The following is a 16,076-nucleotide window of genomic DNA, read 5'->3' as shown; positions in this document are numbered from 1 at the left end:
GGCGCACCTCGGAGTGCCCGGCCCCCGGGGCCGTACGTCGGGGCGGCCGGGGGTCAGAAGCCCGGGGTCTCGGGCCCGATACGGCTGCGGACCGCCGTCTGGACCTCGGCCTCCTCCGCCGGGTCGGCGGCCAGCCGGCGGAGCTGTTCCACGACGCGGGCGTCGGCGGTGGCGGCGTGCCGGGCCGCGACCTCGCGGGTGCTCTCCTCGCAGTCCCAGAGGCATTCGACCGCGAAACCCGCCGCGAAGGACGGATCGGTGGCGGCCAGCGCGCGGGCGGCGCGGCCGCGGAGGTGGGAGGAGGCCGTCTCCCGGTAGATATGGCGCAGGACGGGCGCGGCGCAGGAGATCGTCAGGCGCCCGGCGCCGTCGACGAGCGTCCACAGGGTCTGGGCGTCCGGGCCCTCGGCCCGGACCGTGCGGCGGAGGGCGGCGAGCACGAGCGGGCTGTCGTACTGACCGCCGCGGCAGGAGAGCATCGCGGCCGCCGCGTCCCCGAGGGCGTCGGGGCGGTGGGCCCAGATCCGGGCCCGGTCGAGGGCGGCGATACTGCGCATGCGTTCGAAGGCGGAGAGGGCGGCCTGGGAGACCAGCTGTGAGGCGTCCGGCTCGGTCACGGCGGCCTCGATCAGATCGAGCACCTCGGGGTCACCGATCTCCGCGAGGTGCCGCAGCGCCGCGGCGCGGGCGGCGTCGGGGGCCGACGCGGCGGCGGCGAGGAGCTCGGGCCGGTCCTCGGGACCGGCGACGGCGGCGAGACAGCGGGCGGCCGCGTCGGGGCGGCGGGCGTCCGGCTTCAGGTCGTGCTCCCGCTGGGCCCACAGCAGGATGTCGTGGACGCTCCAGCCGGGGCGCGGCCCCGAGGGCCGCAGCTGGCGCTGCCAGCGGTCGAAGGCGCCCCGCTCGGCCGCCGCGCGCACTCGCGGCCCGTGGTCCGGATCGTCGGCCCACAGCCGCCAGGGGCGGGGTTCGTAGGCGCCGCGCACCACGGCGGCCAGTTCGGCGTCGCCGTCGGGGGTCCGGGGGAAGTGGGCGAGGATCGCGGGGGCGAGGCCGCGCAGCCCGGTGTCGTCGTCGCGCAGGGCCAGCTCGTCGAGGGCCCATTCCCAGTTGCTGCCGGCCGCGGCGTAGCGGCGCAGCAGCCGCAGCGCGTCGGACCTGCCGTAGGCGGCGAGGTGGCCGAGGACGGAGAGGGCGAGCCCGGTGCGCTCCTCGTCGTCGTCGACCAGGTCGTCGGGGTGGAACAGATGCTGTTCGATCTCGTCGAGCCCGGCGTCGAGGTCCAGACAGAGCCTGGCGTAATAGAGCGAGCGGTTCTCGATCTGCCAGTCACGGCGGGGGTCGCGCAGCACACAGTGGTGCAGTGCCGCGAGCGCCTCGGCCCGCGGCGCGGCGAGGGCGTGCAGGGTCCCGTCGCCGCGGCCTCGCTGGAGGAGGCCGAGCAGGGTGCCGCTGGGCGCTATGTCTGGATCGAACATGAGGTCAGCATCCGGTGCGGGAGGTTCGCTGGCAACGGGATTTCCATCGATCGGCATTCTTGCCGATGTCCTGCCGCCGTATGCCTGATGAACGGTGCGGGACTGAGGGACTCCCGAGCGCCGCAGCCTACCCGGAATCGCGCCCTCCGCCGATTCCCGCCCGACATGCCCCCGGAAGGCCATCGGCATATGCCGCAAGCACCACCGGATCGGGTATTGCCAAACCGCTTACGGGATGTCGCAGCCTGTGCAAGAGTCGTTACCGGTCCCTCCCTCAAGACCCGGCCGCGCCGCGCCCGTATCGGAGAACGTCATGCCGTCCCCCCGCTCCGCGGACCACCCCGCCGCATCGCCTCCCCAGCGTGACACGGTGGACGCCCTCATCTCGCAGACCCAGCGGCTCCGCGGCGGGCTCGACGCCGTCCGCCGGGACACCGTCGCGGACCTGGGCGGTACGGATGACGCGCAGGTGCGCTGGCAGCGCGCGCTGTGCGAGCTCGCCGTCCACCAGCTGGACGATCTGGGTCGGCATCTGGACGAGCTGCGCGAGGGACTGCCCGCCGATGCCGCCGAGGCGGATGAGCGCCCCGAGACCGTCGAGCCATCCGGGAAGGTCGAACCGTCCGGGACGGTCGGTCCCACCGAGCCGGAGGCCGACTCCACGGCCGACTCCACGGCCGGGAGCGAGGCCGCCGGTCATGCCGCCACCGGCCGCGGTTCACTGCTGAGCCGGGTCGGCAGCGCCGAGTGGAACCTCCTCACCGACGAGGTGACCTGGTCCGACGAGCTCTGCCGGATCTTCGGCCGCGATCCCGGGGACGGCGGGCTCACCCTCGACGAACTCCCCTCCTGGGTCTTCTCCGAGGACCAGCCGATCCTGACCGGGATGGTCACGGACTGCCTGGTGGACGGAAAGCCCATCGACGGCGAGTTCCGCGTCGTGCGCGAGGACGAGGTGGTGCGCACCGTCCATATGGCGGGCGAGCCGGTGCTGGACACCGACGGCAGCACCGCCTCCATGTGGGCCGTGCTCCGGGATGTGAGCGAGCTGCGGCGCAGCGAGCGGGCGGTGCGCGAGAGCCGGGACACACTGCGTCACCAGCGGCGGATCGCCCGGACCGAGCGCCGGCTGGCGGTGGAGGTGCAGGAGGCCGTGCTGCCGCCGTGGCGCGGCTCCCTCCGGCTCCCGGCCCGTGACGGCTTCCCGGGCACGGGTCCGGCGCCCGACAGCGCCGCCCTCGACCTCGCCGCCCACTACCTCCCCTCCGAGTCCAGCGCCCAGATCGGCGGCGACTGGTACGACGCGCTCGAACTCCCCGATGGCCACACCCTGCTGAGCGTCGGCGGCCTCACCGGCCACGGGGTGACCGCCACTTGCGGTATGGCCATGCTGCTCGGCGCCGTGCGCGGCATGGCGGTGGCCGGGATCGAGCCCGGTGCGCTGATGGAGCGGCTCAACCAGCTGCTCGCCGTCTCCTCCCAGCCCGCGCTGGTCGGCGCCGTCTGCGCGCGGTACGACCCGCGCACCCGCACCCTGGCGTGGGCGCAGGCCGGACACCCCGCCCCGCTGCTGTTCCGCGACGGGACGGGGCGCCCGCTGCGCTCTCCCGACGGCGTGCTGCTCGGCGCCACGGCGGGCGCCGCGTACACCCAGGCCGAGGAGCGCCTGGAGCCGGGCGATCTGCTGGTGCTGCACACCGGACGGCTCACCAGGGACGCCGAGGGCACCACCGAGCGGCTGCTCGCGCTCGCGCCACGGCTGACCGCCGCCCATGGCGCACAGGAGTGCGTACGGACGGTGGCCGAGGCGTTCGGCGACGAGCCGCGCGAGAACGACGCCTGTGTGCTGATCGCCAGGGTCACCGGTGCCCGCGCGTGACGCGGCGCCCCGCGTCGGCGTGACGCGGTGAACGGCCCCTCGTAAGGCGTCAACTTCCCGTGAGGCATCGACCCCGCGTGAGACGTCTGCCCTTCGTATGGCGTCTGCCCTTCGTATGGCGCCGACCCCGCGTGCTGCCCTTCGTCATGCCCTTCGTACGGCGTGGCCCGGCCGCTAGACGGCAGCGCTCCTGGCGATGGAGCCCGGCCCTTTCAGCCCTGTGCCGCCCTTCCCCGCGCCTCCCTTCGGCATCATCTGCTGGATCTCCTCACGCAGCTCCCGGATGGCCGGTGAGGTGTCGTAGCGCTTGGTGAGCCGGTACATCTCGCGCAGCCGATCCCAGGTGCGGTGCGAAGAGTTCTGCTCGATCGTCAGCAGCGCCATCCGGGCATAGCGGTCGGCCTGCTCCGGATCGTCGCCGAGGAAGCAGGCCGAGGCGATGGAGATGTGGTCGAAGATCTGGGACCGCTGGCGCCCGCCCTCCCGCATCCGCAGCGCCTTCTTGGCATAACTCTGGGCGATTCCGGCCGCCCCCGGCTCGTGCTCGGCCAGGGTGCGGTAGACCAGCCCCTGCATGCCGTGCAGATCGGCCTCGTTGAACAGCTGCATCCAGCTCGGCGCCGGCCCGTCGTCCCGGTCCGAGACGAACAGCTCCTCCGCCTCGCCCAGGGCCCTCCGCACCGCCTGGCCCTGGCCCTTGGACGCCTGAGCCCATGCCTCGATGGTGCAGAACATGGACCGGGTGCGCGGCAGCGCCGCCTCGCCCGCACCGGACTTGGCCAGCCTCATCAGCTCCAAGGCGTCGTCCGGGCGGCCGAGGTGCACCATCTGCCGGGCGGCCCGGGAGAGCGCCTCGCTCGCCCGGGGCCGGTCGCCGCCCTCGCGGGCCGCGTGGGCGGCGATGACGAAGTACTTCTGGGCGGTCGGCTCCAGGCCGACGTCATGGGACATCCAGCCGGCGAGGACGGCCAGATTGGCCGCCACCCCCCACAGTCTGCGCTGGAGGTGCTCGGGGTGGCGGTAGGCGAGCATGCCGCCCACCTCGTTGAGCTGGCCCACCACGGCCTTGCGCTGGAGCCCGCCGCCGCGGGCCGCGTCCCAGGCGCGGAAGACCTCGACCGAGGTCTCCAGGGCGTCGATCTCCTGGGAGCCCACGGGGGCCGCCTCGTAGCGGTCGAAGCCCACGGGCTCGACGGACAGGGGGTTGTCGGTACGGGGCGCGTCGGTGGCGAGGGTGGGGTCGGAGAGCAGAAAGTCGCTCATGGCACCGGTGATGGCGGATCCCGCGGCGAGCGCGGCACCCGCACCCACCAAGCCGCGTCGGTTGAACATAAGGTCCATTCCCGTGAATTCGGTGAGGACCGCGGCCGTGGACTCGGGCGGCCAGAGCAGCCCGTCACCGGACTGCCCCTTTCCCGCGCGCCCCCCTCGTCCGAACCCGAGATCCTCAATGGTCACGACTCGACCGAGGCGCTCGGTGAACAGGGCCGCCAGCACCTTGGGCACGGGATCGCGCGGCGTCTCGCCGGTGTCGATCCAACGCCGCACCCGCGAGGTGTCGGTCGCCAGCTGCGGATGGCCCATGGCCGCCGCCTTCCGGTTCACGAGCCTCGCGAGCTCCCCCTTGGACCAGCCGGCGAGGCCGAACAGGTCCGCAAGACGGGTGTTGGGTTCCCTCGTCACGTCAAGCCCCCAGGTTCCTCGGCTGACTTGACAGTAACGGGCCCGTCACGAGCCGTGCGACTATTCGCCAGGGTTCGCCAGGGTCCGCCAGATGGTGTGCCACCCGCACAGGGGTGTGATGTAGGAGTGCGTTACCCGGCCCGGTGGCGGCTCGAGTTCGACCGAACCGCATTCCCCAGGGTGCGGCCCCGCCCCCGGGGCCGGGTGCGTACGCAATTCGTCGGCACACGAAGGGATCTGTCTCGCCCATGTACGCAGCATCGTCCTCCGTGTCCGTCCCGCCCCGGCCGTACCGGCGGCAGCTGCCCGGCAATGGGCCGTACCTCGATCCCGCCCCCGGCGGCCGGGCCCGGCGGACCGCCGCCCTCGGCCCCGTGCCGCCCCGCGGGAGACTCGACTTGTCCGGTCCACAGGGTGCGCAGCTGCGCACCGCGATCACCTCGGTCCACCGCATCTGTCCGGAGTTCAACCCGGTGCAGGTGCTGCGGCGCAGCGGACGGTCCGTACTCCTGATCGGGGCGACCGGACGCAGCACCGCGGTGGCCAAGTGCCTGCTGGACCACTCCCCCGCGTGGGCCGAGCGGTTCCGCCGGGAAATAGCGATGTACCGGACGTTCGTCCGCCAGCGCCCGCCGGTGCGGGTGCCCCGCCTGATCGCCGCAGACCCGGACAACTGCGCGCTGGTCATCGAGCGGATGCCCGGGCGGATCGCGGCCGCGCAGCGCCACCCCACCGACCCCCCGCCGCGAGCCGATCTGGGCGCGGTGCTGGGTGCGATCCGCCGGGTCAACCAGTGGCGGCCGCCCGCCGATCTGTTCGACGCCCCCATCGACTATGCCGCCCGGCTGACCCGCTATCACGAGCTCGGGCTGCTGACCGACCGGGACATGGGCGACCTACAGAAGCTGCTGCGCGGCGTCTCGCACGCCTGCGGGCGGCAGACCCCGGTGCAGTTCTGCCACGGCGACGCCCTGTTGAACAACGTCCTGCTCTCCCCCGCGGGCCCGGTGCTCCTCGACTGGGATCACGCGGGCTGGTATCTGCCCGGCTATGACCTGGCCACGCTGTGGACGGTGCTGGGCGACGCCCCCGTCACCCGGCGTCAGATCAGCCAGTTGGCGCAGGCCGCCGGCCCGGCCGCACGGGACTCCTTCCTGGTGAATCTGATGCTGGTGTTGACGCGGGAGATCCGGCAGTACGAGACCGCGGTGCAGCGCACCATGCACGATCCCGCCCCCGTGGTGCCGGGCGCGGTGCCGGCCGGTGAGGAGCAGCGGCTGCTGCTGCGCCGGCTGCACGACGACTGCGCGCTGGCGCGGCGCGCGGTGCGGGCGGCGGTCGGCACCCGCTGAGCGGAGGCGGGGTGGCGGCCGCCTGCGGCGCGTCACCGGTCTGGACCGGTGACGCGCCGCAGGCGGGTGGATGGACGAACGTCCGTCCGGGTGACGGCGATTGACGCCACGCCTGGCAGCGCATATCTCTAAGTGGCTCGGCTCGGCCCGGCCCGCTTGAGGAGGCTGCAATGCCAGGACCCGCACAGGACAGCGCCCACGACGCGCACGGAAACCCGTCCGGTCCCACTCGGAGAACCACGCTGCGCACCGCGGGAGCCGCGGCGTCCGCCGCCCTTCTGCTCCCGCTGGTATCCGCCACCCCCGCCGCCCATGCCGACCAGCGGCCGGCCGATGGACCCGGTGCCGACGACGGCGCCCTACAGCGCGCCTTCGCGGCCGCCGCCACCGAGTACGGCGTTCCGCTGAGCGTGCTCCTGGGCGTGTCATATCTCCAGTCGCGCTGGGACGGCCACGGTGGCGCGCCCAGCGTCACCGGTGGCTACGGCCCCATGCATCTCACCGACGCCCACACCGCGCTGCTCACCGCCCCGCACCACAGCCAGGGCACCGAGGACGCGCGCGGCGATCTGGCCCGGCCGCTGAGGGTGCCCAAGGCCTCCGTCCCCCAGCCCCGGCAGCTGCCCGCCCGGCTGCGCACCCTCAGCCGCGCCGCGGACCTCACGGGGCTGTCCGCGGAGGCGCTGCGCGACGACGAGAGCGCCAATGTGCGCGGTGGCGCGGCCCTGCTGGCCGCCACGCAGAAGCGGCTGGGGCTGCCGTCGAGCGAGGACCCCGCCGACTGGTACGCGGCGGTGGCGGCCTACTCCGGCGCCGATGACGCCGCGGCCGCGGCCTTCTTCGCCGACGAGGTGTACGGGGTGATCCGCGGCGGTGCCGCGCGGACGACCGCCGGCGGCGAACTGGTCTCCCTCGAGGCGGCGCCCGATGTCGCCCCGGACACCCGGCAGCTGCGGACGCTCGGTCTGAAGTCCCGGGCGCGGGATCCGCGGGTCGAGGCCCCCAAGGACGTGTCCTGCGAGTGGATCCCGGCGCCCTACGAGGAGTTCGGGGACAACGACTACGGCAACCACGACCTGGGCGACCGCCCCTCCTCGCAGTCCATCGACTACATCGTCATCCATGACACCGAGGGCTCCTGGGACACCACCATCAAGCTGGTCCAGGACCCCACCTATGTGTCCTGGCAATACACCCTGCGCTCCTCCGACGGGCATATCGCCCAGCATGTGCCGCTCAAGGACGTCGCCTGGCACGCGGGCAACTGGTACGTCAACGCCAAGTCCATCGGGCTGGAGCACGAGGGGTTCCTGACCGCCCCGGACGCCTGGTACACGGAGGCGATGTACCGCTCCTCGGCGCGGCTGGTGCGCTATCTCGCCAAGCGGTTCGACATCCCGCTGGACCGCCAGCACATCCTGGGCCATGACAATGTGCCGGGCACCACCACCTCCACCATCAAGGGGATGCACACCGACCCCGGCCCCTACTGGGACTGGGCGCACTACTTCACCCTGCTCGGCGCGCCCTTCCGGCGCACCGCGGGCTCCTCCGGCGGCCTGGTCACCATCCGCCCCGACTACGACACCAACCAGCCCGACTACACCGACTGCGAGACGGCGGGCCAGGCGTGCGCCCCGCACGGCTCGTCCGCGGTGCGGCTGCACACCGCGCCGAGCGCGGACGCCCCGCTGGTCAAGGACATAGGGCTGCGCCCGGACGGCTCGGACTCCACGACCGGGGTGAACGACACCGGCGCCCGCGCCACCACCGGGCAGCAGTTCGCGGTAGCGGGGCGCGAGGGCGACTGGACGGCGATCTGGTACCTCGGCCAGCGGGCCTGGTTCCAGAACCCCAAGCGGCGGCCGACGGCGGTGAGCGCCAAGGGGCTCGTGGTGACGCCCAAGGCCGGGGCGGCGGAGGTTCCGGTGTACGGCCGCGCCTATCCGGAGCAGGAGGCGTATCCGGAGGGTGTACCGGTCCAGGCGGTCTCGCCGCTGCCGTACAAGCTGCTCGCCGGGCAGTCCTATCCGCTGGGGCTCAGGGTGCGGGGCGAGTATCTGTGGGCGACCACCTTCGATCCGGCCGGTCACCAGGTGGTGCGCGGCCAGGATGTGTACTACCAGATCCAGTTCGGGCACCGGGTGGCGTTCGTGCGGGCCGCCGATGTGACGGTCCGGCGCTCGGGGAAGTGAGCCCGATGGGCCGTCAGTCCGCCGTATGACGGCCGGCCGGGGGCCGTGAGCGGCCGCACCGGAGTCTCACGACCCCCGGCGAAGGTCTCGGCTCACGGCCCTTGGCGAAAGGCCCCTCAGCGCTGCTTCTCTCAGCGCTGCTGGAACATCTCCGCGGGCAGCGGCTTGAGCAGCCGGTACAGATCGTCGGTGATCGGCCGGTCCCAGCTGGCGATGGTGACGAGCACACCGTCGCTGCGGTCGAACTGGGCGCAGGAGATCCGGCCCTCGGAGAGCTTGATCCGGCGGACGATGAGCAGGTTGTCCTCGTGCATCACCGGGCTGTCCTCGGTGTCCACCACCTGAACCGGCTCGTCGTTCCCCAGCGCCGCCAGCAGCTGGGTCACCTCGAACGGCGGCTGGCCCTCGGCCACCTCCCGGGCCGGTGAGCCCTCGGGCAGATTGCCGATGATCATCGCCGGGCCGCGGCCGCCGAACAGGTCGTAGCGCAGAAAGACGCCCTGGCAGGTGCCGTCCGGAGCGGGCAGCAGCCCCGCCCCGAGATCGCCGGGCCAGTCTCCCGGGTCCATGGCGAGGACGTCGAAGTCCGGCCCGGTGGGGGTGGCGGCGCTGCGGCGGCGGAGGAAGGACATGCGGACATGGTACGTGGCCGCACGGCGGTTGCCGTGCCGGGGAGCGGCCGGGCCGCACCCCTCATCCGGGGTCGGCCGCCGGGCGCTGGGGAAGGCCGGCCGTGGGGGTGATGAGCCGCTTGGCCAGCCCGGCCCGGTCGGTGCCGACCTTACGGTAGACATCCGACAGCAGCCGGGCCACCTCGCGCTCCTCAAGTCCCGTGGCCTCGCCGATCCGGGCGTCCGACCAGCCCTCGGCGGCCCGCTCGGCGACGGCCTGCTCCTGCGAGGTCAGCGGGCTGGTGTGGTCGACCCGCAGCTGCATGGGGCGCAGCCCGGCGGCGGACAGCTCGTCGCGGGCCCGGGCCGCGAGCGCGTCGGCCCCGCAGCGCACGGCTCCCTCCAGACCGCGGTAGAGCCGTTCGCCGGCCTCCTGGGGCAGGCCGATGCGGCGCAGCGCGGCGCCGTGGTCGACCAGCGCCACGGCCAGGTCGTACGCGGCCGGTGACCGCATCAGATGGCTGACGGCCTCGGCCAGCAGCTTGATCCGGCCCGGCCCCTGGGTGACGGTGGCGGCGGCGTGCAGCGCCTTGCCGACGGCGGAGTGGGTGCCGAACTGACGGGCGCGGCGCACCGCGTCGTCGGCGACCTCGGCGGCCTGCCCGGGATCGGTCAGCGCGAGGGTCTGGGCGAGGTGGAGCTGCCAGGGGCACCAGGCGGGGTTGCGCATACCGCGCCCGTCCATGCGGCGGCCGACCTCGGTGAGCTGGTTCCGGGCCTCGCGGTGGAGGTTGGCGGCCAGCAGCAGCTCGCCGCGGACCGCGGGCACATCGGGGCAGAGCGTGGCCTGCGGCAGGGTCGCGCCGCGGTGCCGGGCCGCGAACTCCTGCGCCTCCTGGACCCGGCCCCGGCAGATCAGCGTTCCGATGAGGGTGCCGACCGCGGTCCAGTGGGCGGGTGTCGAGGAGCCCACCAGGTCGGCGATCCGCATCCCCTCACGGGCCAGCTCCTCCGCCTCGCCCAGGGCGCCGCGACGCAGCCGGGCGTAGCCGAGGAGGGTGAAGCCGAAGGCCAGGTGGGAGCCGCGCCAGCCCTTGCGCTCGCATTCGGCGATGCCCTTGTTGAACAGCTCCTCGGCGCGTCCCGGCTGGTCGCAGTGGAGGAAGAACCAGGGCGACCAGGATGGGCACCTCGAAGCCCCAGTCGTCATCGGTCCAGCTGAGGCCGTCGCCGAGGGCTTCCTCCGCGTAGTGCAGGGTGGTGGCGACCGGCTCTCCGCGCGTCATCGCGTCCCAGGCGCGCAGCCCCATCAGATAGCGCTCGGCCATGCCGCGGCCGGTGAGGTGGTCCGCGAGCCGGGCGAGCCGCCGGGAGCGGGCGGGCGACTCCTTCTCATCGGCGCGGAACATGTTCCACATCAGCTGCTCGGTCTGCATCCGCAGCCGGGTGCGGGCGCTGGTGGCCCGCCCGACCTCGTCGGCGAAGACCTGGGCGGCCTCCTCCATCCGGCCGCTGTGGCCGTACGCCTGGGCGAGCCGGTAGGTGATCGCCTCGCGCAGCTCGGGGCCGAGCGCGGGCTCGTCGAGCGCGGCCCGCAGATGGTTGACGGTGACGTCGGGCTCGGTGAGCTGGGCGGCGCAGCCCAGCTCGTAGAGCACGGCGGCGCGCTCCTCCAGGGCGGGCGGTTCGCGCAGGGCCCGGGCCAGACAGCGGCGCCCGGCGTCGGGGGCTCCGGCGCGCAGATACTCCCGGGCGGCCGCCCGCAGATGGCGCACCACCCAGGGGTCGCCCTCGGGGTGCATCTCCAGCAGATGCCGACCGGCGGCCGCGGAGCCCAGGCCCGCGCCGAGCACCACGGTGGCGGCCTGACCGTGCATGGCCACCCGCAGGGCGCCGGGGATGGCCTGGTAGACGGCGGTGGCGATGAGCGGGTGGAGGTACTCCAGCGGCCGGGTGCCGTCCCCGGGGCGCGGCGGGGCCAGGATCCGTGCGTCGACGAGCCGGGTCACCATGTCGGTGGCCTCGGTCTCGCTGAGCCCGGCGACATTGGCGGTCAGCGCCGGGGTGGCCTCGATACCGAGGACGGCGACGGCCCAGGCGAGGCGGACGGCGGCGGTGCCGAGGCGGGTCAGCCGGTCGTTGAGCCCGCTGTCCTTGGCCGAGGAGACCAGCTCGCGCAGGGCGGGCAGGTTCTCCGACTGCGGTTTCAGCCTGCGGTCGCGGATCTTGGCGGTGAGCTCGGTGACCTCCCAGGGGTTGCCGCCGGTCATCGCCCAGCACTCGCGGCAGAACGCCTCGTCGGCGTGGTCCCCGAGGACCTCGCGGACGATCCTGCCGACTCCGCCCGGGGTGAGCGGCGCCAGCACATGGGGCCGTGATCCCTGGCGCTCGACCAGAGCCCTTATCGCGGCGACATCGGCGGTCAGGTCCTCCGGGCGGTAGCCGACGGCGAGCAGCAGGGGCAGGTCGGCGGTGCGCGGGGCGAACCGGGTCAGCCAGTCCAGCGATTCGGGGTCGGCCCAGTGGACATCGTCGAGGATCATGACGACCGGGGCGTGCTCCACGGCGAAGCGGGTCACCAGCCAGTCGAGGCCGTCGCGGACGCCCTGCGGATCGGGCGCCCCGCCGTGGCCCGAGACCACCAGGCCGACCGCGGGCGCGACGATCTCGTACCAGCCGCCGAGGATCCTGCGGTGCTCGTCCTCGCCGGTCGCCGCGAGAACCGGCTGGAAGAGCTGGCGCACCACATGGAAGGCCGCGCCCTGTTCGTGCTCACCGCCGCGGGCCCGGAGCACGGTGCAGCCGCGGGCGGCGGCCCTACGGCGCGCCTCGCCGAGCAGCGCGGTCTTGCCGACACCGCCGGGCCCCTCGAAGGCGATCACTCCGCCGCCCCGGGTCTCGGCCCCGTCGGCGGGATCCGTGCCGCACAGTTCGGTGAGCGCGGCGTCGACCGCGCGCAGCTCCCGTTCCCGTTCCAGCAGTGTCCGACGCGTCCCGTTCTGGCTCATGTACTCCGCCACGTTGCTTCCCCTCCGGCAGGTGACGCCGAGCGTAGCGCGAATGGCACGCTGCGTAGCTCCCCCATGGAGGGATTTCCGCCGGGCATTGCCAGTGGCACACGCCAATTCACCACCTCCTCTATCGATGCCACGTCTCGCACGCGAGGATGACCGGATTCAACGGGTTGGCCAGATACCGCTTTCGCCTGTGGTATATGCGGGCTCGGGCCGCCCGAACGACGAAGGGGGCGGACACCACTCATGCACACGCACGCTGCGCGACCACAGGCCCGGCGGACGGCACTGCTGCGCCGGGCGGCCCTGTTCGGCTTTCCGGCCTCCGCCGACCTCAACCCCGGCACCGAGGCGGCCAGGCACCACACCATCCAATGGCTCTCACGATTCGGCGTCTTCGAGGACCACGCGTCCGTCGCCGAGTACGACGCGCTCCGCTTCGATGTGCTGGCGGGCCTGTTCTACCCCCGGGCGGCCGGCGCCGACCTGAACCTGGGCAGTGACCTCGTGGGCTGGTACTTCGTCTTCGACGATCAGTTCGACGGGGAGCTGGGCAGCCGTCCTGAGGCGGTGGCGCGGCTGGTGGCGGACGTCATACGGATCACCGACGAGGACCTGGCGCACAGCAGGGCGGGCGGCGGCGACGGGCCGCTGCTGGAGAGCTTCCGCGACCTGTGGCACCGGATCAACTCCGGGCGGCCGCAGGTGTGGCGGGACCGCTTCCGCCACCACTGGCTGGAGTACCTGCACTCCTACCACCGCGAGGCGCTGGAGCGGACCGGCGCCCTGCCCGGGGCCGGCGGCGCGGAGGTGCCGCGCTCGGTGGAGGACGTACTGGCGCTGCGTCGCCACTCGATAGGCGTACAGCCCTGTCTCGATCTGAACGAGCCGTTCGGCGGCTACACCCTGCCGTCCGCGCTGCACGGCGGCTTCCCGCTGGAACGGATGCGGGAGGCTACGGACGATGTGGTGGTCTTCACCAATGACATCGCCTCCCTGGACAAGGAGCTGGCCGTCGGCGACGTCCACAACAGCGTCATCGTCCAGCGGGAGCGCGCGGGTGGTGAACTGGAGGACGCGGTACGCCATATCGCCGATCTGGCCAATGCCCGGTACCGCTGGTTCGAGGAGACCGCGGCCGGGCTGCCCGCGCTGCTCGCCGAGGCGGGGGCCGACCCGGACACCCACCGCGCCGTGGCGCGCTATGTGGACGGCATGCGGCATGTGATGACGGGCAATCTGGGCTGGTCGCTGCGTACGGCCCGGTACGACGAGCAGGGCACCGAGGCGGTCAGCGGGGGGCGGCAGCGGCCCTGGGCGCAGCTGACCGGCGCTCAGTTGGCGTAGGCCGCCCGACCGTGCGGCCGGGGTGGCGCCGCCCGATCGGTCAGTTCGCGTAGAGCTGCTCGATCTGCGCGGCGCAGAGCTTGTAGACCGCGTCGCGCCGCAGTTTGAGCGTGGGCGTCAACAGCCCGTCCGCAACGGTGAATTCCTTCGGGAGGATCCGGAAGGCCCTGATCGACTCCGCCCTGGACACCGAGAGGTTCGCCGTGGAGACCGCCTGCTGGATCTCCGCGTGCAGCGCCTTGTTCGCCGACGCGTGCTCCCGGCCGACCGGGAGCCGCGCGCCGACCACCTGGTGCCAGCGCCTCAGCATCTCGGCGTCCAGGGTGATCAGCGCCCCGACGAAGGGGCGGTTGTCGCCCACCAGGACGCACTGCGAGATCAGCGGATGTGCCCGCAGCCGCTCCTCCAGCGGCAGCGGGGAGACGCTCTTGCCGCCGCTGGTGATGATGATGTCCTTCTTACGGCCGGTGATGATCAGATAGCCCTCGCTGTCGAGGAATCCGACGTCCCCGGTGTGCAGCCAGCCGTCGCGCAGCGCGGCCCCGGTGGCCCTCGGATCGTCCACATAGCCCGCGAAGACGGTGCCGCCGCGCACCCACACCTCGCCGTCCGGGGCGATGCGCACCGCCGTGCCCGGCATCGGGCGGCCCACGGTGCCGTGCCGGGGGCGGCCCGGCGGCTGCGCGGTGACGGCGGCGGTGGTCTCGGTAAGGCCGTAGCCGTTGTAGACCGTGATCCCGGCGCCCGCGAACATCAGCCCCAGCTCCCGGCTGAACGGTGAGCCGCCGGTGACCGCGTAGCGCACCCGGCCGCCCAGGACGGTTCTCAGCCGTCGGTAGACCATGTGGTCGAAGACGGCGTGGGCGGCCCTGAGCCCGGGGCCCGGCCCCTTCCCCGCGCCCTGTGTCTGCCGCTCGACCGCCTCGGCGTAGCGCACCGCCGTGTCCATGGCCCGCTCGAAGAGGGAGCCCTTGCCCGCGTCCTGGGCGGCGGTACGGGCGGCTCCGAGGATCCGCTCGAAGATGTAGGGCACCGCGAAGACGCAGGTCGGGTGGAAGGACTGGAAGGACGGCAGCAGCGAGGACGGGCTGAGCTCGGGCTCGTGCCCCATGAGGATGCCGCTCCGCACACACAGCACCTGGACCATCAGTCCGTAGATGTGCGCCAGCGGGAGGAAGGCCAGGATGGCGGGTTTCTGCCCGGGCTCGGCGAACAGCCCGCTCCAGCCGGCGAACAGGGTGTCGCACTCGGCGGCGAGATTGGCGTGGGTGATCATGCATCCCAGGGGCCGTCCGGTGGTGCCCGAGGTGTAGCAGATGACCGCCGTACAGCGCGGTTCGACGAGCCAGCGCCGCTCGGTGACCAGTTCTTCGTGGACCGCGGCGCCGCGCCGCCACAGCTCCGTGACGCAGCCCTGGTCCATCTGCCAGATGGAGCGCAGCGCGGGAAGGGTGTCGCAGACGGCGCCGACCGTCATGGCGTCGTCCTCGCCCTCCACCACCACGGCAACGGCGCGCGTCTGGGCCAGGATCCAGCCCACCTGCTCCGCCGATGAGGTGGGGTAGACGGTCACCACCTGGGCGCCGACGGACCACAGGGCATAGCTGAACAGCGTCCACTCATAGCGCGTCCGGGCCATCAGGGCCACCCGGTCCCCGAACCGCACTCCCTCGACCAGCAGGCCCTTCGCGAGCGCCAGGACCTCGTCCCGGAAGGCCGCGGCGGTCACCGGGCTCCACTGATCTCGGTCGGCGGGGTCGCGCCGGGCGAACTGGATCCTATCCGGTTCGCGGTCCGCCAGCTCGTACACCGAGTCCGCGAGCCCGCCCGCGCGCAGCGGTTCCACCATATGAGGGAGACTGAATTCGCGCACGACACCCCCTTTTCAGCCGACTTTCCGCCCCGCACAACGGGGAGGTGGGAGGGAAAACTACCTCCCGGGGCCGAGACTGCATAGAGCGTGGACGATTCTGTTCCCACCCATGGAGACCCGGCGCGACCTGCCGGTGTTACCGTGAGTCACGCTCACTTTTCGGCATGGGGTGTGAAGGGGTCGTGAAGTCGCGATGAACCTTTGAGAAACTCACCCGGGGGCCAGGCGCCACGATATGAGGCGGCATCAGGCTGCCGCGCGTTCTGATCCTGGCCGATAACGCACTACGAGGCGGGCCATCCGGTCCGGCCGGATCCGCCCGCCCCGATCACCCTCCCCGGTTCAGGTGAGGTCGAACTCGCCCTCACGGGCACCCAGGACGAAGGCGCGCCACTCGGCCGGGGTGAAGATCAGCGCCGGGCCCTCCGGACGGCGGCCGTGGCGCATCGCGATGAATCCCTCGATGAAGGCGATCTCCACATCGCCCACGCCCTGGCTGCTCGACTGCCATCGGGCGCCCGAGAGGTCGAGTTCGGGCTTCTCGCCGCTTCCTGTCAGTGGCTGTTCGGTGGTGGTGGTATCGGCCACGTCAGCTCATCCTCCCGGATCGTCGTCCGCGCCCCACCCTAGCGATCGTGGCCGGT

9 protein-coding genes and 1 pseudogene are annotated in these 16,076 nt (G+C 72.9%); 4 read left to right on the top strand and 6 right to left on the bottom strand.

Annotated elements, in window-relative coordinates:
* Window positions 1-53 precede the first annotated feature (53 nt).
* Window positions 54-1,478: a HEAT repeat domain-containing protein gene (locus tag ABD329_RS22915; protein WP_198276636.1), complete on the bottom strand. Its 1,425-nt coding sequence runs from the start codon at window positions 1,476-1,478 to the stop codon at window positions 54-56.
* Window positions 1,479-1,791: 313 nt separating this feature from the next.
* Here ABD329_RS22915 and ABD329_RS22910 point away from each other — a divergent pair, with 313 nt between their 5' ends.
* Window positions 1,792-3,357, top strand: a complete 1,566-nt coding sequence (locus ABD329_RS22910; RefSeq protein ID WP_198276635.1) for a PP2C family protein-serine/threonine phosphatase — start codon at window positions 1,792-1,794, stop codon at window positions 3,355-3,357.
* 174 nt (window positions 3,358-3,531) lie between these two features.
* On the opposite strand, the gene ABD329_RS22905 is transcribed toward ABD329_RS22910, so the two are convergent.
* Window positions 3,532-5,040 carry a DNA-binding protein NsdB gene (locus ABD329_RS22905; protein ID WP_198276634.1) on the bottom strand — a complete coding sequence of 503 codons (1,509 nt, stop codon included), beginning with the start codon at window positions 5,038-5,040 and terminating at the stop codon, window positions 3,532-3,534.
* A gap of 248 nt (window positions 5,041-5,288) precedes the next feature.
* On the opposite strand from ABD329_RS22905, the gene ABD329_RS22900 reads away from it, so the two are divergent.
* Entirely contained in the window at window positions 5,289-6,392 is a 1,104-nt protein-coding gene (locus tag ABD329_RS22900) for an aminoglycoside phosphotransferase family protein (RefSeq protein ID WP_198276633.1), read from the top strand.
* Window positions 6,393-6,562: 170 nt separating this feature from the next.
* Window positions 6,563-8,587 carry an N-acetylmuramoyl-L-alanine amidase gene (locus ABD329_RS22895; RefSeq protein WP_198276632.1) on the top strand — a complete coding sequence of 675 codons (2,025 nt, stop codon included), beginning with the start codon at window positions 6,563-6,565 and terminating at the stop codon, window positions 8,585-8,587.
* Between the two features lie 131 nt (window positions 8,588-8,718).
* Here ABD329_RS22895 and ABD329_RS22890 read toward each other — a convergent pair whose 3' ends face one another.
* Together ABD329_RS22890 and ABD329_RS22885 are read right to left on the bottom strand one after the other, a co-directional pair.
* Window positions 8,719-9,219 carry a hypothetical protein gene (locus ABD329_RS22890; protein ID WP_020873536.1) on the bottom strand — a complete coding sequence of 167 codons (501 nt, stop codon included), beginning with the start codon at window positions 9,217-9,219 and terminating at the stop codon, window positions 8,719-8,721.
* 61 nt (window positions 9,220-9,280) lie between these two features.
* A pseudogene (locus tag ABD329_RS22885) lies at window positions 9,281-12,206 on the bottom strand (ATP-binding protein).
* Between the two features lie 252 nt (window positions 12,207-12,458).
* On the opposite strand from ABD329_RS22885, the gene ABD329_RS22880 reads away from it, so the two are divergent.
* Complete coding sequence (locus ABD329_RS22880) at window positions 12,459-13,559, top strand: isoafricanol synthase (protein WP_198276631.1); 1,101 nt, start codon at window positions 12,459-12,461, stop codon at window positions 13,557-13,559.
* A 40-nt stretch (window positions 13,560-13,599) separates the two neighbouring features.
* On the opposite strand, the gene ABD329_RS22875 is transcribed toward ABD329_RS22880, so the two are convergent.
* Both ABD329_RS22875 and ABD329_RS22870 read right to left on the bottom strand, forming a co-directional pair.
* Window positions 13,600-15,432, bottom strand: a complete 1,833-nt coding sequence (locus tag ABD329_RS22875; protein WP_198276630.1) for an AMP-dependent synthetase/ligase — start codon at window positions 15,430-15,432, stop codon at window positions 13,600-13,602.
* A gap of 342 nt (window positions 15,433-15,774) precedes the next feature.
* On the bottom strand, window positions 15,775-16,020 hold the full coding sequence (locus tag ABD329_RS22870; protein ID WP_198276629.1) for a DUF397 domain-containing protein: 246 nt from the start codon (window positions 16,018-16,020) through the stop codon (window positions 15,775-15,777).
* Window positions 16,021-16,076 lie beyond the last annotated feature (56 nt).

This window comes from Streptomyces javensis (genome assembly GCF_039525925.1).
Taxonomy (GTDB): Bacteria; Actinomycetota; Actinomycetes; order Streptomycetales; family Streptomycetaceae; genus Streptomyces; species Streptomyces asiaticus.
Note: the sequence above shows the minus strand (reverse complement) of the source record. Positions and strands in the feature narration are given on the sequence as shown.

Excerpts from the sequence above, each read along its gene's own strand:
- ABD329_RS22910 (WP_198276635.1), top strand. The coding sequence starts at position 1,792 with ATGCCGTCCCCCCGCTCCGCGGACCACCCCGCCGCATCGCCTCCCCAG.
- ABD329_RS22915 (WP_198276636.1), bottom strand. The coding sequence starts at position 1,478 with ATGTTCGATCCAGACATAGCGCCCAGCGGCACCCTGCTCGGCCTCCTC.
- ABD329_RS22900 (WP_198276633.1), top strand. The coding sequence starts at position 5,289 with ATGTACGCAGCATCGTCCTCCGTGTCCGTCCCGCCCCGGCCGTACCGG.
- ABD329_RS22895 (WP_198276632.1), top strand. The coding sequence starts at position 6,563 with ATGCCAGGACCCGCACAGGACAGCGCCCACGACGCGCACGGAAACCCG.
- ABD329_RS22890 (WP_020873536.1), bottom strand. The coding sequence starts at position 9,219 with ATGTCCTTCCTCCGCCGCCGCAGCGCCGCCACCCCCACCGGGCCGGAC.
- ABD329_RS22880 (WP_198276631.1), top strand. The coding sequence starts at position 12,459 with ATGCACACGCACGCTGCGCGACCACAGGCCCGGCGGACGGCACTGCTG.